Origin of the sequence: Embleya sp. NPDC050154 (assembly GCF_044460165.1) — a bacterium.
Lineage (GTDB): Bacteria > Actinomycetota > Actinomycetes > Streptomycetales > Streptomycetaceae > Embleya.
In genome coordinates this window covers 673441-695666 of record NZ_JBITJP010000002.1, presented here as the reverse complement: position 1 = coordinate 695666, position 22226 = coordinate 673441, and the positions used below count along the sequence as shown (strand labels likewise).

21 protein-coding genes are annotated in these 22226 nt (G+C 69.8%); 14 read left to right on the top strand and 7 right to left on the bottom strand.

What is annotated here, in order from left to right:
• Window positions 1-75 precede the first annotated feature (75 nt).
• The 3 genes from ACIBSV_RS06630 to ACIBSV_RS06620 all read right to left on the bottom strand — a co-directional run bounded on the left by ACIBSV_RS06630 (window position 76) and on the right by ACIBSV_RS06620 (window position 2822).
• Window positions 76-1272 (bottom strand): ABC transporter permease, encoded by a 1197-nt coding sequence (locus tag ACIBSV_RS06630; protein WP_395859870.1) that lies wholly within the window; start codon window positions 1270-1272, stop codon window positions 76-78.
• The gene (locus ACIBSV_RS06625) at window positions 1269-2180 is read right to left on the bottom strand and encodes an ABC transporter ATP-binding protein (RefSeq protein WP_395859868.1); all 912 of its coding nucleotides are present in this window, start codon (window positions 2178-2180) and stop codon (window positions 1269-1271) included. Before ACIBSV_RS06625 ends, ACIBSV_RS06630 begins: the two co-directional genes overlap by 4 nt.
• Before the next feature lie 123 nt (window positions 2181-2303).
• Window positions 2304-2822, bottom strand: a complete 519-nt coding sequence (locus tag ACIBSV_RS06620) for a gamma carbonic anhydrase family protein (protein WP_395859866.1) — start codon at window positions 2820-2822, stop codon at window positions 2304-2306.
• A gap of 249 nt (window positions 2823-3071) precedes the next feature.
• Here ACIBSV_RS06620 and ACIBSV_RS06615 point away from each other — a divergent pair, with 249 nt between their 5' ends.
• A complete protein-coding gene (locus tag ACIBSV_RS06615) occupies window positions 3072-3368 on the top strand; it encodes a DUF4193 domain-containing protein (RefSeq protein ID WP_395859864.1) in 297 nt (98 codons plus the stop codon).
• A 306-nt stretch (window positions 3369-3674) separates the two neighbouring features.
• On the opposite strand, the gene ACIBSV_RS06610 is transcribed toward ACIBSV_RS06615, so the two are convergent.
• Together ACIBSV_RS06610 and ACIBSV_RS06605 are read right to left on the bottom strand one after the other, a co-directional pair.
• Window positions 3675-4124, bottom strand: a complete 450-nt coding sequence (locus ACIBSV_RS06610; RefSeq protein WP_395859862.1) for a DUF3093 domain-containing protein — start codon at window positions 4122-4124, stop codon at window positions 3675-3677.
• Between the two features lie 32 nt (window positions 4125-4156).
• Window positions 4157-5050, bottom strand: coding sequence for an SDR family oxidoreductase (locus ACIBSV_RS06605; RefSeq protein WP_395859861.1), 894 nt, complete (start codon window positions 5048-5050; stop codon window positions 4157-4159).
• Between the two features lie 98 nt (window positions 5051-5148).
• On the opposite strand from ACIBSV_RS06605, the gene ACIBSV_RS06600 reads away from it, so the two are divergent.
• The 12 genes from ACIBSV_RS06600 (at window position 5149) to ACIBSV_RS06545 (ending at window position 18497) form a co-directional block, all read left to right on the top strand.
• The gene (locus tag ACIBSV_RS06600; RefSeq protein WP_395859859.1) at window positions 5149-5730 is read left to right on the top strand and encodes a PaaI family thioesterase; all 582 of its coding nucleotides are present in this window, start codon (window positions 5149-5151) and stop codon (window positions 5728-5730) included.
• The gene (gene dut / locus ACIBSV_RS06595; RefSeq protein WP_395859858.1) at window positions 5727-6254 is read left to right on the top strand and encodes a dUTP diphosphatase; all 528 of its coding nucleotides are present in this window, start codon (window positions 5727-5729) and stop codon (window positions 6252-6254) included. Before ACIBSV_RS06600 ends, dut begins: the two co-directional genes overlap by 4 nt.
• 1 nt (window position 6255) lies before the next feature.
• On the top strand, window positions 6256-7074 hold the full coding sequence (locus ACIBSV_RS06590) for a DUF3710 domain-containing protein (RefSeq protein ID WP_395859857.1): 819 nt from the start codon (window positions 6256-6258) through the stop codon (window positions 7072-7074).
• A gap of 443 nt (window positions 7075-7517) precedes the next feature.
• Window positions 7518-7607 carry a K(+)-transporting ATPase subunit F gene (gene kdpF, locus ACIBSV_RS06585; protein WP_391581698.1) on the top strand — a complete coding sequence of 30 codons (90 nt, stop codon included), beginning with the start codon at window positions 7518-7520 and terminating at the stop codon, window positions 7605-7607.
• Entirely contained in the window at window positions 7608-9272 is a 1665-nt protein-coding gene (kdpA, locus tag ACIBSV_RS06580; RefSeq protein WP_395859856.1) for a potassium-transporting ATPase subunit KdpA, read from the top strand.
• A complete protein-coding gene (kdpB, locus tag ACIBSV_RS06575; protein WP_395859855.1) occupies window positions 9269-11383 on the top strand; it encodes a potassium-transporting ATPase subunit KdpB in 2115 nt (704 codons plus the stop codon). The genes kdpA and kdpB overlap by 4 nt, the downstream gene beginning before the upstream one ends.
• Before the next feature lie 5 nt (window positions 11384-11388).
• The gene (locus ACIBSV_RS06570) at window positions 11389-12123 is read left to right on the top strand and encodes a potassium-transporting ATPase subunit C (RefSeq protein WP_395859854.1); all 735 of its coding nucleotides are present in this window, start codon (window positions 11389-11391) and stop codon (window positions 12121-12123) included.
• Between the two features lie 79 nt (window positions 12124-12202).
• Window positions 12203-14767: a DUF4118 domain-containing protein gene (locus tag ACIBSV_RS06565; protein ID WP_395859853.1), complete on the top strand. Its 2565-nt coding sequence runs from the start codon at window positions 12203-12205 to the stop codon at window positions 14765-14767.
• A complete protein-coding gene (locus tag ACIBSV_RS06560; protein ID WP_078974940.1) occupies window positions 14764-15438 on the top strand; it encodes a response regulator in 675 nt (224 codons plus the stop codon). Before ACIBSV_RS06565 ends, ACIBSV_RS06560 begins: the two co-directional genes overlap by 4 nt.
• 115 nt (window positions 15439-15553) lie before the next feature.
• Window positions 15554-15955, top strand: coding sequence for an OB-fold nucleic acid binding domain-containing protein (locus ACIBSV_RS06555; protein ID WP_395859852.1), 402 nt, complete (start codon window positions 15554-15556; stop codon window positions 15953-15955).
• Between the two features lie 4 nt (window positions 15956-15959).
• Window positions 15960-16754, top strand: a complete 795-nt coding sequence (locus tag ACIBSV_RS06550) for a DUF3159 domain-containing protein (RefSeq protein WP_395859851.1) — start codon at window positions 15960-15962, stop codon at window positions 16752-16754.
• A 357-nt stretch (window positions 16755-17111) separates the two neighbouring features.
• Window positions 17112-18497, top strand: coding sequence for a hypothetical protein (locus ACIBSV_RS06545; RefSeq protein WP_395859850.1), 1386 nt, complete (start codon window positions 17112-17114; stop codon window positions 18495-18497).
• A 24-nt stretch (window positions 18498-18521) separates the two neighbouring features.
• On the opposite strand, the gene ACIBSV_RS06540 is transcribed toward ACIBSV_RS06545, so the two are convergent.
• A complete protein-coding gene (locus ACIBSV_RS06540; RefSeq protein ID WP_078974936.1) occupies window positions 18522-19178 on the bottom strand; it encodes a TrkA family potassium uptake protein in 657 nt (218 codons plus the stop codon).
• Window positions 19178-19840, bottom strand: a complete 663-nt coding sequence (locus tag ACIBSV_RS06535; protein WP_395859849.1) for an NAD-binding protein — start codon at window positions 19838-19840, stop codon at window positions 19178-19180. Before ACIBSV_RS06535 ends, ACIBSV_RS06540 begins: the two co-directional genes overlap by 1 nt.
• 149 nt (window positions 19841-19989) lie before the next feature.
• Between ACIBSV_RS06535 and ACIBSV_RS06530 the strand changes: the two genes are divergently transcribed.
• Window positions 19990-22113, top strand: coding sequence for an APC family permease (locus ACIBSV_RS06530; RefSeq protein WP_395859847.1), 2124 nt, complete (start codon window positions 19990-19992; stop codon window positions 22111-22113).
• The last annotated feature ends 113 nt before the right edge of the window (window positions 22114-22226 follow it).

Sequence of the window (22226 nt, the reverse complement as noted above, 5' to 3'; positions counted from 1 at the left end):
AGGCCCGCCGCCCCTCGGGGGACGGCGGGCCCTGTCGTGCGCGCGCCGGTTGGGCGTTTGCGGTGAAGCCTCGGTTCAACGCTTGCGGGTCGACTTGCCGAGCGACTCCTTGAAGCCGACCTTGCCGCCCATCCGCAACACCGCGCCCTCGTACATCCGGGCCGCGAGCCGCACCAGCGCCACCAGGGCCACCAGGGCGATCGCGAAGGCGGCCAGGTTCTCCACCACGGAGACCTCGTCCGCCGCGGTCAGCGCCGGTTGCAGCATGGCCGAGAACGGCGGCACGTACGCCAGCACCTGGGCGAGCGTGCCGCCCTTCTGGCCGAGGAAGATGGCGGCCAGGAACGAGGCGATCAGCAGCGAGGTCATCGGCGTGATGACGTTCTGCAGGTCCTCCTGGCGGGAGACGCGGGCCGCGGCGGCGGCGAACATGCACGCGTAGATCGCGTAGCCCACCACGAACCACAGCAGCACCAGCGCCACCGGGTAGACCATCGCGCCGGTCAACTCGATGCTGCCCAGCGCGGACGCCGCGGCCAGTCCGACCACCGCGGTGACCAGCATCTGGAGCAGGCCGAGCAGGCCGATCCCGAGGATCTTGCCGGTCAACAGCGCGCGGGCGGGCACGGTCGCGAGCAGGATCTCCACGATCCGGCTGGACTTCTCCTCGACCACGCCGCTGGCCACCCACATGCAGAACAGCATGAGCATGCCGTAGAGCACGAGCGTGCCGATGAAGGCGATGCCCTTGCGCGCGTCGCGTTGGTCGGCGTCCGGATCCAGGGTGGTCTTGGGCATCGGCGCGATCGCCGAGGCCTGGTTCACCACGTCCGGGTCGATCTTCGCCGCGGCCAGCCGTTGGTCGCGCTCCACGGTGGCCCAAGAGCTCTGCAGCACGGCCGCCAGCGGGTCGGCCAGCTTGCTGTCCACCAGGATCCGGCCGTTGTCCACGACCGCGTCCAGCTTCCCGTCCGCGAGTGCCTTCTCGGCCGCCGCCCGGTCGGCGACGGAGCCGACCCGCACGTCCACGTCCAGCAGCGTCGCCTGGCGCTGTGCGGTCTGTGCGAGCTGCGTCTGCTGCGGCCCGAGGAAGGCCACGTCGTACTTGTCCGACCCGCCGCCGAGCGCGGCCGGGATGGCCACCGACGCGAGCAGGATCGCCAGCATCACCGCCACCGAGATCTGGAAGCCCCGATCCCGGATGCGCTCGGTGAACTCGCGGCGCGCGACCAGCCGCACGGCGGACCAAAACGTGCTGCCGCCGGTGCTCACGCGCCGACCTCCGTTCCGTTGACGACCTCGCGGAAGAGTTCGGCGAGCGAGGGGGTCGCGGGCGCGAACGCCAGCACCCGGCCCGCCGCCCGGGCCCCGTCGAGCAGAGCCTGCTCGCTGGTTCCGGGAAGCAGTTCGACCAGCACCGTGTCGCCCTCCGACTCCGAGGAGAGCACCTTCAGGCCGGGCAGCGCCTCCGCCCAACCCGCCGGCGCGTTCGCCAGCCGCACCCGATAGCGCACCGCGCGGCTGTCCCCGCGCAGCTCGGCCACGGTGCCCGAGGCGTGCATCCGGCCGTTGTTGATGATCCCGACCGCGTCGCACAACGATTCGACCAGTTCGAGCTGGTGGCTGGAGAAGACCACCGAGGCGCCGGCGGCGGTGCGCTCGCGCAGCACGCCGGCCATCACGTCCACACCGACCGGGTCGAGGCCGGAGAACGGCTCGTCCAGGACCAGCAGCTCCGGCTCGTGCACCAGCGCCGCGGCCAACTGCACGCGCTGCTGGTTGCCCAGCGACAACGTCTCCAGCCGGTCCGCGGGCCCGCCCGCCACCTGGAGTCGGCTCAACCAGCGCTCGGCCGACGCGCGCGCGTCGGCGCGGGTCATCCCGTGCAGTTCGGCCAGATAGACCAACTGGTCCTGGATGCGCATCTTCGGATACAGACCACGTTCCTCGGGCATGTAGCCCCAGCTTCGGCGCACGCCGCGGTCCACCGGCGCGCCCCGCCAGCGGACGTCCCCCGCGTCCGGCGCCAACACGCCCAACGCGATGCGCATGGTCGTGGTCTTGCCGGCACCGTTGGTGCCGACGAAACCAAACATTTGACCCGGTTGTACGGTCAGCGACAGGCCGTCGAGGACGACCTTCTCGCCGAATCGCTTGTCCAGGTCGGCCAACTCGAGCACGACACTCCCCGTGATATTCCAGCCCCCGTGTCGCACTTATATACGGGGGCGAACGGGGCGTTCAAACCGCGGCCCACGTGTGCGATCCGACACACCCGGGTGAACGTCCCGGCGGGCGTGGACTCAGTCGATCCGGCGCAGATCGCGGCGGAATCGACGACCGTTCTCGACATAGCTGCGCACCGTCTCCGCGAACGCGCCGACCGGAACGGCGTTCTCGCGAATCTTCGCCGGCACCCCCAAGGCCATCGCGTACGACGGCACCTCGAGCCGATTTCCGATCACCGCACCCGCTCCCACCAGGGCACCTGTGCGCACCACGGCCTGATGCATGACCACCGCGCCGTTGCCGACCAGGCAACGATCCTCGATCACGCAGCCCTCCAAATGCACAATGTGACCGATCACGCACTCGTCGCCCACTACCGTCGGCCACGGCGCCGTCGTGTGCAGGACACATCCGTCCTGGACCGACGTGCGCTCGCCGATCACGATCCGGCCGTGATCCGCGCGCAGTACGGCCCCCGGCCACACCGTAGAATCCGCGCCGATCTCCACGCTGCCGATCACGACCGCGTCCGGGTGCACATAAGCATCCGGGTGCACCTTGGGTATTTGATCACCCAGCGCGTAGACCGTCACGATTCCTCCTGGTTGTGCAGGGCGGTACGGGGTTACAGTGGCCCCCCATCCAACCAAGTCACCTCTTTGGGGGTTCGGTTGGGTGTCGATTGCGTAACGAGCCTTGATGTAAGGCAAAATCTGCGCTTCGGGTCGGGCACAACTCCGGCCCCTCAAGCGTTACGTGCGCTGAAGGCATCGTCCAAGCAGGTTCACGGGCGGTGTCTGCACGACTGAGCACCGCAGATCCACCCGGAGGGGGAGAGGTACATGGCAACCGACTACGACACCCCGCGTAAGACCGATGACGACATCAACGAAGACAGCATCGAGGAGCTGAAGGCTCGGCGCGTGGACAAGTCGGCCGGTTCGGTCGACGTCGACGAGTTCGAGCAGGCCGAATCACTCGAGCTTCCCGGTGCGGACCTCTCCAATGAGGAGCTGTCCGTCCGGGTCGTCCCGAAGCAGGCCGACGAATTCACGTGCTCAAGCTGCTTCCTGGTGCATCACCGGAGCCAGCTCGCCAAGGAGAAGAACGGCCAGCCGGTCTGCAGCGACTGCGCCTGATCGTGTGCGGTCGAGGACGACCGGCGATGAACGGCAACCCTGCACACGCCATACGGGTACCGGCAGGAGTTGGACCGTCGACGTTCGCCGAGCGTCCTTGAACGCGGGAGCACGACGCGGGACGCGGTGGATGACGCGGATCGTGGGAAGTACCGAAGACACACGCAGGACGTACGAAGTCGAACGTCCGCCGATTCACCGGCGGGCGTTCTTGACTGTCCGCCGCCGCCCGCCGCCGCATCGCGGCGCCGACCGATTCGCTCACTCCCGGCTCCTTCGAGCCGGGATCGAGCCTGCCCTCGCCGATCAGGCGCGGGCGCGCAACGCCGCCACGACGTCGACCAGGCGTTGCGGGTTGCGCGAGGACAGATAGAGGTAGGGCGTGGGATCGGCCGGGTCGACGACCTCGATCCGCGCGGCCCCCGGGATGTACGCGCGCAGCAGCATGAACGCGCGCGGATCGGCGTTCTCCATCCGCAACGAGCGGGCCTGCTCGGGATCGAGCGCGACCCCCGCACCCAGCGCGGTGAGCGGGATCCGGGCCCGACCCGCCAGCAACTCGGTCTCGGTGACGGTGATCCGCGCCGCGCCGTAGGCGCCGGTGGCCCACGCCGCCAGTGCGCCCAGGGCCAGGGCCAGCACGACGGTCGGCACGATCCCGAAGGCCAGCCCCACGAGTGCGCCGGAGACGGCCATCAGGGCGGTCAGGGCCCACCAGGAGGCCGGCACGCCGAGTCGTTCGCTGTACGCCTGCATGCGCCCAGCCTGTCATGCGCGCCCGACACGGGTCAGCGGGGGCCGTGTCGCCGGGTCAGCCGGGCCAGGGCGCGGGTGACGCCCTCCGGAGGTGTGCGCAGGCCCGTCGCCACCCCTTTGGCGTAATCCGAGAGAGCGGTGGGCGCCAACAGGTCGAGCAACGCGCCGGCCCTGGCGTCGTTGCCCACCAGATAGCGCGGCCTGGGACGCGGCACGCTCAGCGCGGTGCGCACCGCGTGTGCGACCGGGGCCGGACCCGGCAGCGCCTTGGCCCGCCGGACCATGTCGTCGGCGAGGTCGTAGGAGTCGTTGTAGGCCGACGTCTTGCGCGGCGGCAGCCGGGACATGGCGCGCTCCCAGATGTCGGTACCGAAGCTGCCCGGCTCGATCAGCACCACCTTGACGCCGAACCCGGCGGTCTCGATCCGCAACGAGTCGGTGATCGCGGCCAGCCCCTGCTTGCTCGCGCAGTACCAGCCCAGGAACGGGTTGGAGACCCGGCCGGAGACGGAGGAGATGTTGACGATCCGCCCGTCCCGGCGTTGACGCATCTGCGGCAGCACCAGGCGGGCGATCCGCGCGGGCGCGATCAGGTTGGTCTCCAGCTGGGCGCGGATCTGCTCGTCGTCCACGTCCTCGATCGCCCCCGGCTGCGCGATCCCGGCGTTGTTGACCACCGCCCACGGGCCGCCGGCGGTCATCTGGGCGATCTCGGTGAAGGCCCGAACCGTCGACGTGGCGTCGGCGACGTCGAGCAGGACCGTGCGTACGCCCACCTCGGCGCGCTCGGCGGCATCGCGCAGGCGCTCGGCCCGGTCCTGGGTCCTGGCCGTGCCGATCACGTCGAAGCCGGACCCCGCCAGCTCCAGGGCGACGGCAAGGCCGATCCCACCGGTCGCCCCGGTGACGACCACGCTCTTGGTCATGCGCTTCCTTCCGTCCCGCGACCCTTTCGGGCCGCGGCGCCGGCGGCTCCCAAGCCGCTGCGCAGGTGTCGGTCGGAACGACGGTAGTGTCCTTCGGCGTGAGTCGACCAACATCCCTGACCCCGCCTCCGGAAGCGGTGGTGCCCCAGCCCCACCCGGACGCCCCTCCTCCCGGCACCGAGCTGGGCGAGCACTACAGCGACTGCTTCGGCTGCGGCGAGGCCGCCCCCGGCGGGCTGCGCATTCGCGCGCGCGCCGGCGAGGGCGTCTCCGTGGACGCCGAGTTCACCGTCACCACGCTGCACCAAGGAGCCCCGGGCCTGGCCCACGGCGGGCTGCTGACCTGTGCGTTCGACGAGGCGCTCGGCGCGATCGGGTACATGCTGCACACCACGGCGGTGACCGGGCACCTGGAGACGGACTTCCGCCGTCCGGTGCCGGTGGGGTCCACCCTGTACATCCACGCGTGGTGCGAGGCGGTGGCCGGCCGCAAGATCTACTCGCGCGCGGTCGGGCGGCTGGACTCCCCGCAAGGGCCGATCGCGGTCGAGGCCGCGGCGCTGTTCGTCAGCGTCGGACTCGCGCACTTCGTCGACAATGGACGTGCGGAAGACGTACAGCGCGTCATGGACAACCCCGACCTGATGAAGGCGGCCCGAGCGTTCGAGGTGAACCCGTGAGCACGAGTGTGGACATCCTGGTGCGCCGGCTCGACCCCGGTCTTCCGCTGCCCGCGTACGAGCACCCGGGCGACGCGGGGGCGGACCTGGTGACCGCGCAGGACGCCGAGATCGCCCCCGGCGAGCGGATGGTGCTGCCCACGGGCATCGCCATCGCGCTCCCGGACGGGTACGCCGCGTTCGTGCATCCGCGCTCGGGACTCGCGGTGCGGTGCGGGGTATCCCTGGTGAACGCCCCGGGCACTGTCGATGCGGGATACCGTGGCGAAATCAAGGTTGTCGTGGTCAACCACGACCTGCGTACGCCGGTCGTTTTTCGTCGCGGCGACCGAATCGCCCAACTCGTGATCCAACGGGTCGAGCGAGCGGGGTTCCACGAGGTCGCCGAGCTGCCCGGTTCCGGGCGCGGCGAAGGCGGCTTCGGATCCACCGGCGGGCACGCGGCGATGGGCGTTTCGAGCGCCGTCGCGGCGGGCAGCGCGGGCATCGTGCAAGACTCGGCTTCCGACAGGGAAGGACTGTGACGTGTTCGGTCGTCGCCGACGCAGCGAAAAGGATGATCTGCCCGTCGAGGAGCACGAAGACCTCGACGACATCATCGATGACGAGGGCGATGCCGACGAGGCGTCGAGCGACGGGGCCGCGCAAGGCTCCGACGACTCGGACCTCGACGAGCTGAGCCGACCGATCCCGCCCGCGCCCCGGCCGGACGGTCCGTGGGACTTCGACGAGCTCGAGGACCCGCACGAGGAGCGCATCGACCTCGGCGGGATGCTGATCCCCAGCGACCCGCGGATGGAGCTGCGGGTCGAGGTCTCCAACGACCTGATCATCGCGGCCACGGTGGTCCTCGAGGACAGCGGTCTCCAGCTCCAGGCCTTCGCCGCTCCGCGCAACGAGAGCATCTGGCACGAGGTGCGTGCCGAGATCGCCTCGGGGATCACCCAGCAGGGTGGCATCGTGGACGAGCAGGACGCCGGCCTGGGCTGGGAGCTGCGCGCCCAGGTGCCGGTCCAGCTTCCGGACGGCACCCAGGGCCACCAGTTGGTGCGCTTCGTCGGGTGTGACGGGCCGCGCTGGTTCCTGCGCGGCGTGATCTCCGGTCGGGCGGCGGTGGATCCCAACGTCGGTGCCGACCTGGAGGCCATGTTCCGCGACACCGTCGTGGTCCGGGGCAACGAACCGATGGCGCCGCGCGACCCGATCCTGCTGCGCCTGCCGGAGAACGCCCAGGTCGATCCGAACAGCGGGCTCGCGGTGCCGCAGCAGGGCGCCGACGAGGACCGCTTCGCGGGTGACCTGGACCCGTTCCAGCGCGGCCCGGAGATCACCGAGGTCCGCTAGGCCGCGACCGGCCCCGGGGGCGCCCACGAAGGCGTCTCCCACCTTGCCCGCAAGACCCGTACCAGACACCGAAGCCCGACCCCGCCGTGAGGCGGGGTCGGGCTTCGTGCGTGTCCGGTCGCGGCCGCGGGCGCTCCGTGCGCGTGTTCGGCCCCGGGTTTCGGGTGGTCCGCGCGCGTGTCCGGTTCCGGGTGCTTCGAATCTTGATGTCAAGGGCGCGTCAAGAAGGCATATGGGCGCGTCAGGACGTCGCCAACGCTTTCTGATTTGCCCTATTTATAGGGATTTTTGGCGGCTTGGAGGTGCTATCAATGTCCTCCTTACGGGCGATCAAGCGCCTGTCCGTCCCAAGGAGCACCCGCGATGGCTGATCTGGCCTTCGTAGTCCTGACGATCGCGTTCTTCGCGCTGGTCGTCGTGATCGCCAAGGGGGTGGCGAAGCTGTGAACGCGGACGGCATCGTCGGCCTGAGCGTCGCCATCGCCCTGCTCGGCTACCTGGTCCTGGCCCTGATCTTCCCCGAGAGGTTCTAGGTGAGCGTCACGCTCGCGGGGATACTCCAGCTGTCCCTGCTGATAGCCGTCCTGGCCGCGGTACATCGCCCCTTCGGCGACTACATGGCCCGTGTGTACTCCAGCGACAGGCACCTGCGCGGTGAGCGCGTCCTGTACAAGCTGATCGGCGCCGACCCGGACGCCGAGCAGCGCTGGACCGTCTACCTGCGCAGCGTGCTCGGGTTCTCGATGTTCTCGCTGCTGGGCCTGTACGCCCTCCAGCGGTTCCAGGACCACCTGCCGTTCGACCTCGGGATGAAGCCGATCACGCCGGACCAGGCGTTCAACACCGCCGCGTCCTTCACGGCGAACACGAACTGGCAGTCCTACTCCGGTGAGACCGCGATGGGCCACACGGTCCAGATGGTCGGCCTGACCGTGCAGAACTTCGTGTCGGCCGCCGTGGGCATGGCCGTGGCGATCGCGCTGGTGCGCGGCTTCGTCCGGGTGCGCTCGGGCGAGATCGGCAACTTCTGGGTCGACCTGATCCGCGGCTCGATCCGGATCCTGCTGCCGATCGCGATCATCGGCACGATCGTGCTGGTCGCGTCCGGCACGATCCAGAACCTGGCCGACCCGCACACCGTGCAGACGCTCTCCGGCGGGACGCAGACCATTCCGGGCGGTCCGGTGGCCTCGCAGGAGGTGATCAAGGAACTCGGCACCAACGGCGGCGGCTTCTTCAACGCCAACTCGGCGCACCCGTTCGAGAATCCCAACGCGTTCACCAACGTGTTCGAGATCTTCCTGATCCTGGTGATCCCGTTCTCGATGCCCCGCACCTTCGGTCGCCTCGTCGGCAGCCTCAAGCAGGGCTACGCGATCCTCGCCGCGATGTTCGTGATCTGGTTCGTCGCCGTCCTGCTGATGTGGTGGACCGAGGCGCACGGCAACGGCGCCGCCCCGGAACTGGCCGGCGGTGCGATGGAGGGCAAGGAACAGCGGTTCGGCATCCCCGGCTCGTCGGTCTTCGCGGTGTCCACCACGATGACCTCCACCGGCGCGGTCAACTCGTTCCACTCGTCCTTCACCGGGCTCGGCGGCGGGATCACCATGCTGGGCATGATGCTCGGCGAGATCACGCCAGGCGGCGTCGGATCGGGCCTGTACGGAATCCTGATCATGGCGATCCTGGCGGTCTTCGTGGCGGGCCTGATGGTCGGCCGCACGCCCGAATACCTGGGCAAGAAGATCGGCGCCGGCGAGATGAAGCTGGTCGCGATGTACATCCTCGTGGTGCCCGCCACCATCCTGACCTTCACCGGCATCGCCCTCGCGCTGCCCGGTGAACAGGCGGCGATCCTCAACTCCGACTCGCCACACGGCATCTCCGAGGTGCTGTACGCGTTCACCTCCGGCGCCAACAACAACGGCAGCGCGTTCGCCGGGCTCGGCGCGAACACCGAGTTCTACAACACGATGATCGGATTGGCCATGCTGATCGGCCGATTCGTGCCGATCTGCCTCGTGCTCGCCCTCGCCGGCCGACTCGCCGAACAAAAGAGCGTCCCCGACAGCGCGGGCACCCTGCAGACGCATCGGCCCCTGTTCGTGGGCCAACTCGTCGGCGTGATCCTGATCATCACCGGCCTCACCTTCTTCCCCGCCCTGGCTCTCGGGCCGCTTGCCGAGGGATTGGCATGACAGACACCGCGATACGCCCCACCGAGGAACACGTCGACACCCCCACCGGCTCCGGCCGGGTCTCGGCCGGCCTGTTCGAACCCCGTCGACTGCTCAAGTCGCTGCCCGGAGCCCTGCTCAAGCTCGACCCGCGGATCATGGTCCGTACCCCGGTCATGTTCGTGGTCGAGATCGGGTCGGTCATCACGACCGTCATGGCGATCAAGGACCCGAGCGTGTTCGCCTGGGTGGTCACCGTCTGGCTCTGGCTGACCGTGGTGTTCGCCAACCTGGCCGAGGCGGTTGCCGAAGGACGCGGCAAGGCGCAGGCGGACACGCTGCGCAAGGCCAAGACCGACACGTTCGCCCGACGCGTGGTCGGCGGCGGGGAAGAGCGGGTCGCGGCCACCGACCTGGCCATCGGCGACCTCGTGGTGTGCGAGGCCGGCGACATCATCCCCGGCGACGGCGACGTCGTCGACGGTGTCGCGAGCGTGGACGAGTCGGCCATCACCGGCGAGTCCGCTCCCGTGATCCGCGAGTCCGGCGGCGACCGCTCGGCGGTGACCGGCGGCACCAAGGTGCTCTCCGACCGGATCGTCGTCAAGATCACCACCGAGCCCGGCAAGACCTTCATCGACCGGATGATCGCCCTCGTCGAGGGCGCCGCCCGGCAGAAGACGCCGAACGAGATCGCGCTCAACATCCTGCTCGCGTCGCTGACGATCGTCTTCCTGTTCGCGGTCGTCACACTGCAGCCGATCGCGACGTACGCGCACGCCGAGCAGTCGATGATCATCCTGGTCGCGCTGCTGGTCTGCCTGATCCCGACGACCATCGGGGCGCTGCTGTCCGCGATCGGCATCGCGGGCATGGACCGCCTGGTCCAGCGCAACGTGCTGGCGATGTCGGGGCGCGCGGTCGAGGCCGCGGGCGACGTGTCGACGCTGCTGTTGGACAAGACCGGCACGATCACCCTGGGCAACCGACAGGCGTCCGAGTTCGTCCCGGTGGACGGGGTGACCGAGGCCGAGTTGGCCGACGCCGCGCAGTTGTCCTCGCTCGCGGACGAGACCCCCGAGGGGCGCTCGATCGTGGTGCTGGCCAAGGAGCGCTACGGGCTGCGCGAGCGGCACCAGGGCGAATTGGCGCACGCCGAGTGGATCGCCTTCACCGCGCAGACCAGGATGTCCGGCGTCGACCTGACCGACGACAACGGCGCGCGGATGGTGCGCAAGGGCGCCGCTTCCGCGATCAACGCCTGGGTGGCCGAGCGTGGCGGCGCCGTGCCGGCCCGGTCCGGCGAACTCGTCGACGGCATCTCCGCCGCCGGTGGCACGCCCCTGCTGGTCGCGGTCGAGGACGTGGACGGCGCCCGGGTCCTGGGCGTGATCCACCTCAAGGACGTGGTCAAGGAAGGCATGCGGGAGCGCTTCGACGAACTGCGCCGGATGGGCATCCGGACGGTGATGATCACCGGTGACAACCCGCTGACCGCCAAGGCGATCGCGGACGAGGCCGGCGTCGACGACTTCCTGGCCGAGGCCACCCCCGAGGACAAGCTCGCGCTGATCAAGCGCGAGCAGGCGGGCGGCAAGCTGGTCGCGATGACCGGCGACGGCACCAACGACGCGCCGGCGCTGGCCCAGGCGGATGTCGGCGTGGCGATGAACACCGGCACCTCGGCCGCCAAAGAGGCCGGGAACATGGTCGACCTCGACTCCAACCCGACCAAGCTGATCGAGATCGTCGAGATCGGCAAGCAATTGCTGATCACCCGAGGCGCGCTCACCACGTTCTCGATCGCCAACGACGTCGCGAAGTACTTCGCGATCATCCCGGCGATGTTCGCGAGCATCAAGGGCGCCGAGGCGCTCGCCCCCCTGGACAAGCTCAACATCATGCAGCTCGCCACCCCCGAGTCGGCGATCATCTCGGCGGTCGTCTTCAACGCCCTGATCATCGTCGCGCTGATCCCGCTCGCACTGCGCGGCGTGCGCTACCGGCCGATGTCGGCCGACAAGCTGCTCGGCCGCAACCTGCGGATCTACGGCCTCGGCGGCCTGATCGCCCCGTTCGTCGGGATCAAGCTCATCGACCTGCTCGTCTCGCTCATCCCCGGAATCGGTTGATTCAGATGGCCTCCAACTTCAGTACCCGCATCCGAGTCCTCGGCGCGTCCCTACGGGCCTTCCTGGTGCTCACCGTGATCCTGGGCATCCTGTACCCGCTGTCCATGACCGGCGTCGCGCAGGCGTTCTTCAAGGACAAGGCCGACGGATCGATGGTGAGCGTGCACGGCAGGGACGTCGGCTCCGGCCTGATCGGCCAGTCGTTCGACCTGGTCGACGCGCAGGGCAACGCGCGCAAGTTCGACGCGGACGGTCGCGAGGTGATCGCCACGGCGGACGGCGAGGGCTACACCTACCTGCAAGGCGGCGGCGCGCTGACCGCCGAGCAGGCCGAGGGGGTGGGCACGCTGCCCGACCCCAAGTGGTTCCAGCCGCGTCCGTCGGCGTCCAACTACGACGGCCTGGCCTCGGGCGCGTCCAACTACGGCCCCGAGAACCCCGTCTTCGTCAAGCTCATCGCCGACCGCAAGGCGCAGGTCGCCAAGTTCAACGGCGTGGGCGAGGACAAGGTGCCGGTGGACGCGGTCACCGCGAGCGGATCCGGCCTGGACCCGCACATCTCCAAGGCGTACGCCCTGCTCCAGGTCGAACGGGTGGCCAAGGCGCGCGGCGGCCCGGGCGCGGCCGAGGTGCGCGCATTGGTGGACAAGCACGTGGACGGCCCCGACGCCGGATTCCTCGGCCAGGAGCGGGTGAACGTGCTCGACCTCAACATCGCGCTCGCCAGGCTCGCCGGCTGACCCCGGCGCGGTCATGGCGGGCACGGGGCGGGGAGTGCCGGTGTCGGCACTCCCCGGCCCGCGGCAGAGAATGGGTGACATGGCACGCGGCAAGCTCCGGATCTATCTCGGTGCGGCGCCCGGTGTCGGCAAGACCTACGCGATGTTGGGCGAAGGGCAACGTCGGCGCAGGCGCGGCAGCGACGTCGTGGTCGGTTTCGTGGAATGCCACGGGCGGCCCACCACCGAGGAGGCACTGGTCGGTCTGGAGGTCGTTCCCCGGCGGGAGATGACCCACCGAGGCGGCTCGTTCACCGAGATGGACGTGGACGCCGTCATCGCGCGGCGACCCAGGATCGCCCTCGTGGACGAACTGGCGCACACCAACGTGCCCGGTTCGCGCAACGAGAAGCGCTGGCAGGACATCGAGGAGATCCTCGACGCCGGCATCGACGTGATCTCCACGGTCAACGTGCAGCACCTCGAATCGCTCAACGACGTGGTCGAGTCGATCACCGGCGTCCCGCAGCGCGAGACCGTGCCGGACGAGGTGGCCCGCCGGGCCGACCAGATCGAACTGGTCGACATGGCGCCGGAGGCGCTGCGCCGGCGGATGGCGCACGGCAACGTGTACGCGCCGGAGAAGGTGGACGCGGCGCTGTCCAATTACTTCCGGGTCGGCAACCTGACCGCGCTGCGCGAGCTCGCGCTGCTGTGGACCGCGGACCGAGTGGACGAATACCTCCAGCAGTACCGCAGCGAGCACCAGATCGACGCGACCTGGCCGGCGCGGGAGCGGATCGTGGTCGGCCTCACCGGCGGACCGGAGGGCGAGACGCTGCTGCGCCGGGCGGCGCGGATCGCCACCCGCGGCTCCGGCGGCGAGCTGCTCGCGGTGTACGTCTCGCGCAGCGACGGCCTCACCGGCGCCTCGCCCGAGGCGCTGGCCAGGCAGCGCGCGCTGGTCGAATCGCTCGGCGGCACCTTCCACTCGGTGGTCGGCGAGAACGTGCCCACCGCGCTGCTGTCCTTCGCGCGCGGGGTGAACGCGACGCAGATAGTGCTGGGCAGCAGCCGGCGCAAGCCCTGGCAGTACCTGTTCGGCCCGGGTGTGGGCGCCACCGTCGCCGCGCAGTCCGGCGACATCGACACGCACATCGTCACGCACGAGCACGCGGGTGTGGGGCGGGTGCTGCGCCCGCTGCGTTCGCCGTTGGGACGCGGGCGGCGGATCGCGTCGTGGGCGGTGGCGGTGATCGGTCCGGCCGCGCTCACGTACACGCTGGACGCGACACGTGACAGTCACGGCCTGTCCACCGAGATGTTGCTGTTCCTGACGGTCACCGTCGCGGTCGCGCTGATCGGCGGGCTGTGGGCGTCGGTGTTGACCGCCGTGGTGTCCTCGATACTGCTCAACTACTACTTCACCCCGCCGCTGCACAACCTGACCATCGACGACCCGGAGAACATGCTCGCGTTGGGCATCTTCGTGCTGGTCGCGCTGTCGGTGGCCTCGGTGGTGGACCTGGCGGCCAGACGCACTCATCAGGCCGCGCGAAGTCAGGCCGAGGCGCAGACGCTGAGCTTTTTGGCGGGCAGCGTGCTGCGCGGCGAGCAGGCGCTGCCGGCGTTGTTGGACCGGGTGCGCGAGACGTTCGCGATGGAGTCGGTGGCGCTGCTCCAGCGCGAGGAGCACCACAGCCCGTGGATGTGCGTGGGCAGTGTGGGGCCGCATCCGGCGGTCCGGCCCGAGGACGCGGACGTGGACGTGCCGGTGTCCGACTCGTTGGCGTTGGCGTTGTCGGGCCGGGTGTTGCCCGCCGAGGATCGTCGGGTGCTCGGCGCGTTCGCCGCGCAGGCCGCGGTGGTGCTGGAGCGGCGGCAGTTGGTCGCCGAGGCGGCCCAGGCGCGCCGGCTCAAGGAGGGCAACCGGATCCGCACCGCGCTGCTGGCGGCGGTCTCGCACGACCTGCGCACGCCGCTGGCCACGATCAAGGCCAGTGTGTCCAGCCTGCGGGCCGAGGATGTGAGCTGGTCGGAGGAGGACGAGGCCGAGCTGTTGGCGGCGATCGAGTTCGGCGCGGACCGGTTGGACACGCTGATCGGGAATCTGCTGGACATGAGCCGGCTGCAGACCGGGACGGTGACCCCGCTGATGGGCGACATCGGCCTGGACGAGGTGGTGCCGGGCGCGCTGGCCGGTGTCGCCGAGGACCGGGTGGCGCTGGACATCCCCGAGACGCTGCCTGCGGTGTGCGCGGACGCGGGGCTGCTGGAGCGGGTGCTGGCCAACGTGATCGAGAACGCGGTCAAGCACAACCCCGAGGGCCGCCGGGTGCACGTGTCGGCGGGAGCGCTCAAGGGTCTGGTCGAGCTGCGGGTCGCCGATCGCGGCCCGGGTGTGCCGGACGAGTCCAAGGAGCGGATCTTCGAGCCGTTCCAACGCTTGGGCGATGCGCCGAAGGGCAATGGGGTGGGACTCGGCCTGGCCGTCGCGCGCGGCTTCGCCGAAGCCATGGACGGCACGTTGATGGCCGAGGACACCCCCGGCGGCGGGCTGACGATGGTGCTGGCGCTGCGGACGGCCGGGTCGCCCACCGCGGGCGCGGTCGAGGGGCGAACCCCTGCGGCCGAGGAACGAACCACTTTGGAGGAACGACGATGACACGGGTCCTGGTCGTCGACGACGAGCCACAGATCGTGCGGGCCCTGGCCATCAACCTCAAGGCACGAGGCTACGACGTGGACACCGCGGGGGACGGTACGGCGGCGCTGACCGCCGCCGCCGACCGGCATCCGGACGTGGTGCTGCTGGACCTGGGCCTGCCGGACATCGACGGGGTCGAGGTGATCAAGGGACTGCGCGGCTGGACCCGGATCCCGATCATCGTGTTGTCCGCGCGGCACGCGTCGGCGGAGAAGGTGGCCGCGCTGGACGCGGGCGCGGACGACTACGTGACCAAGCCGTTCGGGATGGACGAGTTGCTCGCGCGGCTGCGGGCGGCGGTGCGGCGTGCGGTGCCCGAGGAGGAGGCGCCGGTCGTGGTGACCGACTCGTTCACGGTGGACCTCGCGGCCAAGCGGGTCTCCCGGGACGGCGCCGACGTGCGGCTTACGCCGACCGAGTGGCATCTGCTGGAGGTGCTGGTCCGGCACGCGGGCCGGTTGGTCAGCCAGCGGGCGCTGCTGCAGGAGGTGTGGGGGCCGCAGTACGGGACGGAGACGAACTACCTGCGGGTCTACATGGCGCAGTTGCGGCGCAAGCTGGAACACGACCCTTCGCATCCGCGGCATCTGCTCACCGAGCCGGGGATGGGGTATCGGTTCGAGGGTTAGCGCGTCCGTTGTGCCCGCGTGCGGTCCCGGTGTCGGTTCGGCCGAGCGGGTCGGGCCCGTCGGCGGGTGATTTCGGGCAGCGGGAGGCGGTGGGTTAGGCGGTACCCTTGCCGGCATGAGTGGTAGCGCAGCCGGGGTGGAGCGTCGGTCCGGGCGATTGCGGCGAATGCTGGATCGGTGGACGTCGACCCATGAGGAATTGCACGCCGAGGAGCTGCTGCACGACACCCAGCGGCTCGGCTGTACCAAGATCGTGGACGTGGTCGAGCGGGATCTGATCACGGTCGGCGGCACGCTGCGGACGGTGACGTTTCGGCCGCGAGCGGGCGTGCCCGCGTTGGAGGCCGAGTTGTACGACGGCTCGGCCGCGTTGTCGGTGGTCTGGCTCGGTCGGCGGCGGATAGCCGGGATAGAGCCGGGGCGGCAGTTGGTCGCCCACGGGCGGGTGAGCACCACTCAGGGGCGGCCTGTCCTGTTCAACCCCAGGTACGAGCTGCGCCCCGTCGGCCGAGAGTGAACGAGTGACCGCCCACATGGAAAAGCCCGCCTCCGACTCGGCCGCCGAGCAGCCTGCCCCCACCGACAGCGCGGCCTCGATGATCGCCGCCTTCGGTGGCGTGCGCGGCATGATCGACATGACCGTGCCGGGGCTGGTCTTCGTGATCGCCTACACGATCAGCCGCTCCACCTGGACCTCGGCGATGACCGCGGGCGGCGTCGCGCTGGCGTTCGCCGTGGTGCGGATCGCGCGTCGCGAGACCCTGCAACACGCGCTCGGTGGCTTCCTGGGTGTCGCGCTGGCCGGCTGGATCGCGGTCAAGTCCGGCAAGGCGGAGAACTTCTACGCGTTCGGAATGCTGCTGTCCGGCGGCTACGCGCTCGCGTACCTGATCTCGCTCCTGGTGCGCTGGCCGATCATCGGCGTGGTGCTCGGCCCGGCGCTGGGCGAGAACTTCACCTGGCGGCAGAACCCGGGCCGGTACGCGGCGTACCGCAAGGCCACCTGGGTCTGGTTCGTCATGTTCGTGCTGCGGATCGTGATCCAGATCCCGATCTACTGGTCCGGCAACGTCACCGCGCTGGGCATCGCGAAGGTCGCGCTGGGCGTGCCGCCGTTCCTGGTGGTCTGTTACATCACCTGGCTGATCATGTCGAAGGCGCCGCCGCCGGTGCGGGTCGTCGACGAGGACGACGACGAGGTCGACGGGGACGGTGTCGGCGAGCGGTCCGCGGCGGGTGGCGGCGCGGTGGACGGCGGTGCGTCGGCGGTGGTCGAGCAGCGCGACGAGCGGCGGGAAGACAGCGTCGCGGATTGAGCGGTGCGGGCGCGGTTCGCGTTCCGGTGTGGCTCCTGCGCGGTTCCGGTGCGGGTCGGGCGGCCCGGGGGCGGGCGTGGGTCGACCGAGAGGTGGCTCCGCGCCGGCGATCGGATCCGTGTCTTTGCGCGGCGCGATAGGGGCTCCGGTTCCTGGGACGACCGATGATTCGAGCCGTGTGGCGTGTGCCGGGTGCGGTCGCGAGTTGATCATCGAAGTGATCATTCGAGCACCACATCCCGGTCGATTCCGGAGAATTTGGGCCAGGTGCGGTCCAATCAGCCGTTCCCGCATGATCCCGTAACTGGGCCATTAGCGTCCCCGTTAGACCTCCAGTGGACGAAGGAGGCGGGGACGGTGGCCGGAAACGGTGACCTCATCGCATTGGTAGCGGAAGCCGGTTTCTCCCGGCGCGAACTGGCCCGCTGGGTCAACACGGTCGCCGAACGGCGCGGCCTGCACCTCGGGTGCAGCCACACCTCGGTGGCTCGTTGGCTGGAAGGCGCCCAGCCGCGCTGGCCGATTCCAGAACTGTTGGCCGAGGCCCTCGGACGACGGCTGGGATGCGAACTCACGGTCGCGGACCTCGGGCTGTGCGACCGGCGGCCACCGACCCCCGACTCCTTCGACGGGCTGAACGTCGCCCGGACCGCGGCCGAAGTCAGACACGCCGTGGCCGAATTGTCGGAGAGAGACATGAACCGCCGTACTTTCCTGGCCAACACGGCCTTCGGCGTGGGGGCGTTCGCCGCTCCCGCGTTGTTCTGGTCGACCGCGTCCCGGGCCGAGGGTGAGCCCGAGAGACTCACCTCGCACGGGCCCACCACCGTGCGCGACGCGGACGTACTACGCATCCACCAGACCGTCCTGGCCTTTCGTCGACTCGACCGCGCGCAAGGCGGCGGGGATCTGCGGGACACCGTGGTCAACCACCTCAACGGCGTCGCGCGCACCAAGCTGGCCGGCTCCTACGGCGAGGAAGTGGGTCGCCGGTTGTTCCGCGCGGTCGCCGAACTCACCGAACTGGCGGGCTGGTTGTCGTTCGATTCCGGCCGGCACGCGCTCGCCCAGCGCTACCACATCCAGGCGCTGCGGCTCGCGCAGGCGGCCGACGACCCGGCGTACGGGGCGTACGTGATGGCCAACATGGCCTGCCAGGCGGTGTACCTGGGGCACGGCTGGGAGGCGGTGCAACTGGCCCGGGCCGCCGATCAGGGGGCCGGCGACAAGCTGGGTCCACGGGCGCGGGCGATCGTGGCCGCGATGGAGGCGCGCGGCTACGCGGCGATGGGCGACCGGCGCGCGTGCGAGCGGGCGATGGGGGTCGCCGAGCGGCATCTGGACGCGGCCGGCGCGATCGAGGACGACCCGTCGTGGTGCAACTACTTCGACGAGTCGGAACTCCAGCACGAGTTCGCGCACAGCCATCGCGACCTCGGCCTGCCGGAGAAGATCCACGGCTTCGCGGGCGAGTCGATCAAACTGCGCCGAGCGGGCGCGTCCCGCCGGTGTGCGCAGGACACCACCTTCATGGCCGCGGCGCACCTGGCCCAGGGCGACCTGGACGCGGCGTGTCTCAAGGCCACCGACGCGTTGCGGATCGCGGGCAATCTGTCCTCCGCGCAGTGCAACGACTTCCTCGCGGACTTCCGCAGGCGGCTGCGCCCGTACGGCAGGGAGCCGATCGCGCGCGCGTTCAGCGAGGAGGCGGACCAGGTCATGGGTGACCTGGCCGCCGCCTGAGCCGTCGTTCGAGGGCGCCGTCGGTCAGGCCGACAGCAGCTCCTCCAGTTCCTCTTCGCGGTGCGGCGCCGCGACGAACAAGAGTTCGTCGCCGGCCTCGAGCGAGTCGTCCTTGCCGGGTACCAGCACCCGGCCCTCGCGGATGATCGTCACGAGCGCCGTGTCCTCGGGCCACGCCACGTCACCGACGCGCGTGCCGACGAGGGCGGCGTCGCCCGGAAGGGTCAGCTCGACCAGGTTGGCGTCGCCCTGGCTGAACCGCATCAGGCGGACCAGGTCGCCGACGCTGACCGCCTCTTCGACCAGTGCCGACATCAGGCGCGGCGTGGACACCGCGACGTCCACGCCCCACGCCTCGTTGAACAGCCACTCGTTCTTCGGGTTGTTCACCCGGGCGACCACACGCGGGACGCCGTACTCGGTCTTCGCCAGCAGCGAGACGACCAGGTTGACCTTGTCGTCGCCGGTCGCGGCGATCACCACGTTGCAGCGCTGCAGCGCGGCCTCGTCGAGCGAGGAGATCTCACACGCGTCGGCGAGCAGCCACTCGGCCTGCGGCACGCTGTCCACCTTGATGGCGTCCGGTGCCTTGTCGACGAGCAGGACCTCGTGGCCGTTCTCCAACAACTCGGCCGCGATCGAGCGACCCACCGCACCCGCGCCCGCGATTGCGACCCGCATCAGCTCTCCTCCGGCGCTTTCTCGAAGGCCGCCTCGACGGCGGCCACATCCGCCTGGTGCATGACCACGTGCACGAGGTCGCCCTCCTGGATCACGCTCTCGGAGGTCGGCAGGATGCCTTCGCCCAAACGGGTGATGAAAGCGACGCGCGCGCCCGACGCCTGTTCGAGCCGGGTGATCCGGTGACCCACCCACGTCGAGTTCACGTGCACCTCGGCAAGCTGCACGCTCCCGGACGGGTCGCGCCACAGCGGCTCGGCGCCGCTGGGCAGCAGCCGGCGCAACATCTGGTCCGCGGTCCAGCGGACCGTGGCCACCGTCGGGATGCCCAGGCGTTCGTACACCTCGGCGCGCCGAGGGTCATAGATTCGCGCGGCCACGTTCTCCACGCCGAACGTCTCGCGGGCTACCCGCGCCGCGATGATGTTCGAGTTGTCACCGCTGCTGACCGCCGCGAACGCGCCGGCCTCTTCTATACCGGCCTCGCGCAGGGTGTCCTGGTCGAAACCGATGCCCTTGATCCGGCGGCCGGAGAAGTGCGACCCCAGCCGGCGGAACGCCGAGGGATCGCGGTCGATGACGGCCACCGAATGCCCCAGCTCCTCGAGCGTCTGGGCCAGCGTGGATCCCACGCGCCCGCAGCCCATGATGACGATGTGCACGGCCGTCCTTCCGGATTTGGTCCGTTGTGCCCGGTCTGATGCTCGTTTGTGGTGTTACCAGGGTGGCAGACCTCGCCGAGACGTTACACGTGGGAGCCTTGCGGCATGCCCCCGGCCCGGCGAAAGTCGATGGGCTTACGATCACCTGCGTGTCAAGACTGACCGATCTGTCCAAACGCATCCTTGTCGGCCGAGCCCTGCGCAGCGACAAGCTGTCCGAGACGCTCCTGCCGAAGCGCATCGCGTTGCCCATTTTCGCCTCCGACGCACTGTCCTCCGTCGCCTACGCGCCGGACGAGATTCTGCTCACCCTTTCCATGGCGGGAATGGCGACCTACCACTTCTCGTGGAAGGTCGGTCTGGCCGTCGTCGTGGTCATGCTGACCGTCGTCGCCTCCTACCGCCAGAACGTGCACGCCTACCCCAGCGGCGGCGGTGACTACGAGGTCGCGAGCGTCAACCTGGGTCCCAACGCCGGTTTGACGGTCGGCAGCGCGCTGCTCGTCGACTACGTGCTGACGGTGGCGGTGTCGGTCTCCTCCGGGGTGGCGAACATGGCCTCCGCGGTGCCCGCGTTGCAATCACACAAGGTGCTGTTGGCGGTCGGTCTGGTGCTGCTGCTGATGGCGATGAACCTGCGCGGCGTCCGCGAGTCGGGCAAGCTCTTCGCGGTTCCCACCTACGCGTTCATGGCCGCCATCCTGGGGATGACCCTGTTCGGCCTGATCCGCGGCGCCACCGGCGCGGACATGGAGGCCGAGAGCGCCGGGTTCCACATCGAGGCCGAGGACAGCTTCAGCGGCTTCGCGCTCGTGTTCCTGCTGCTGCGTACCTTCTCCTCCGGTTGTGCGGCGCTGACCGGTGTCGAGGCGATCAGCAACGGCGTACCGGCCTTCCGCAAGCCCAAGAGCAAGAACGCGGCCTCCACGCTGCTGCTGATGGGCACCATCTCGGTGACCATGCTGATGGGCATGCTGGCGCTGGCGAACATGACGAAGGTGCGGTTCGCGGAGGACCCGGCCAGTCAGATCCAGGGGGCGCCCGCCGACTACGAGCAGAAGACCGTGGTGGCCCAGGTCGCCGACGCGGTCTTCGGCGGCACGTTCGCGTCGCCGCTGTTCTACCTCGTGCTCGCGGTCACCGGTCTGATCCTGATCCTGGCCGCGAACACCGCGTTCAACGGCTTCCCGGTACTCGGCTCGATCCTGGCCCAGGACCGCTACCTGCCCCGGCAACTGCACACGCGCGGCGACCGGCTCGCCTTCAGCAACGGCATCATCATGCTGGCCGCGTTCGCGATCGTGCTGATCATCGCCTTCGACGCCGAGCCCACCAAGCTGATCCAGCTCTACGTCGTCGGCGTCTTCGTGTCCTTCACGATGAGCCAGGCGGGCATGATCCGGCACTGGACCCGGCACCTGAAGACCGAGACCGAGCCGGCCGCGCGCGGTCGGATGATGCGCAGCCGGGTGATCAACGCGTTCGGTCTGTTCATGACCGGCACGGTGCTGGTGATCGTGCTGGTGACCAAGTTCGCCCAGGGGGCCTGGATCGCGATCGCGGCGATGGGCGTGCTGTTCCTGCTGATGAAGCAGATCCGCCGGCACTACGACCGGGTCGCCGCCGAACTCGCGGCGGTCGAGATCGACGACACCAAGCTGCCCTCGCGCGTGCACGCGATCGTGCTGGTGTCCAAGCTGCACAAGCCGTCGCTGCGGGCCCTGGCATACGCGCGCTACTCGCGGCCCAACGTGGTCGAGGCGGTCACCGTCAACGTCGACCCGGCCGAGACCGAGGCGCTGCGGCGAGAGTGGGACGAGCGCGGGATAGAGGTGCCGCTCAAGGTGCTCGACTCGCCGTATCGCGAGATCACCCGACCGGTGATCGAGTACGTGAAGTCGGTGCGCCGGTCCAGCCCGCGCGACGTGGTGAACGTGTACATCCCCGAGTACGTGGTCGGGCGCTGGTACGAGCAGATCCTGCACAACCAGAGCGCGCTGCGACTCAAGGGCCGACTGCTGTTCACGCCGGGGGTCATGGTGACATCGGTGCCGTGGCAGTTGGAGTCGTCCGAGCGGCTCAAGGAGCCGAAGGCGTGGGTCGCCCCCGGTTCGGTACGGCGTGGACCGGCGCGCACGCCGCGCGCCGGGGACGGTCGGCGGGGGTCGGGCGGAACGAGCAAGTCGGGCGGACCGACCAAGTCGGGCGGGTCGGGCGGAGCGGGCGGGTCGGGCGGGTCGGCGGGGGAGTCGGGATCGGGGTCGGGTTCCTGAGTCGGCTCGTGCGGGCCGGTTGATTCGGGGCATGGGCGTGGGGCATGGGTGTGGGGCACGACGGTGGGCGCGGGTTCTTCGGGTAGGGACTACCCTGGAACCGCGCCCACCGC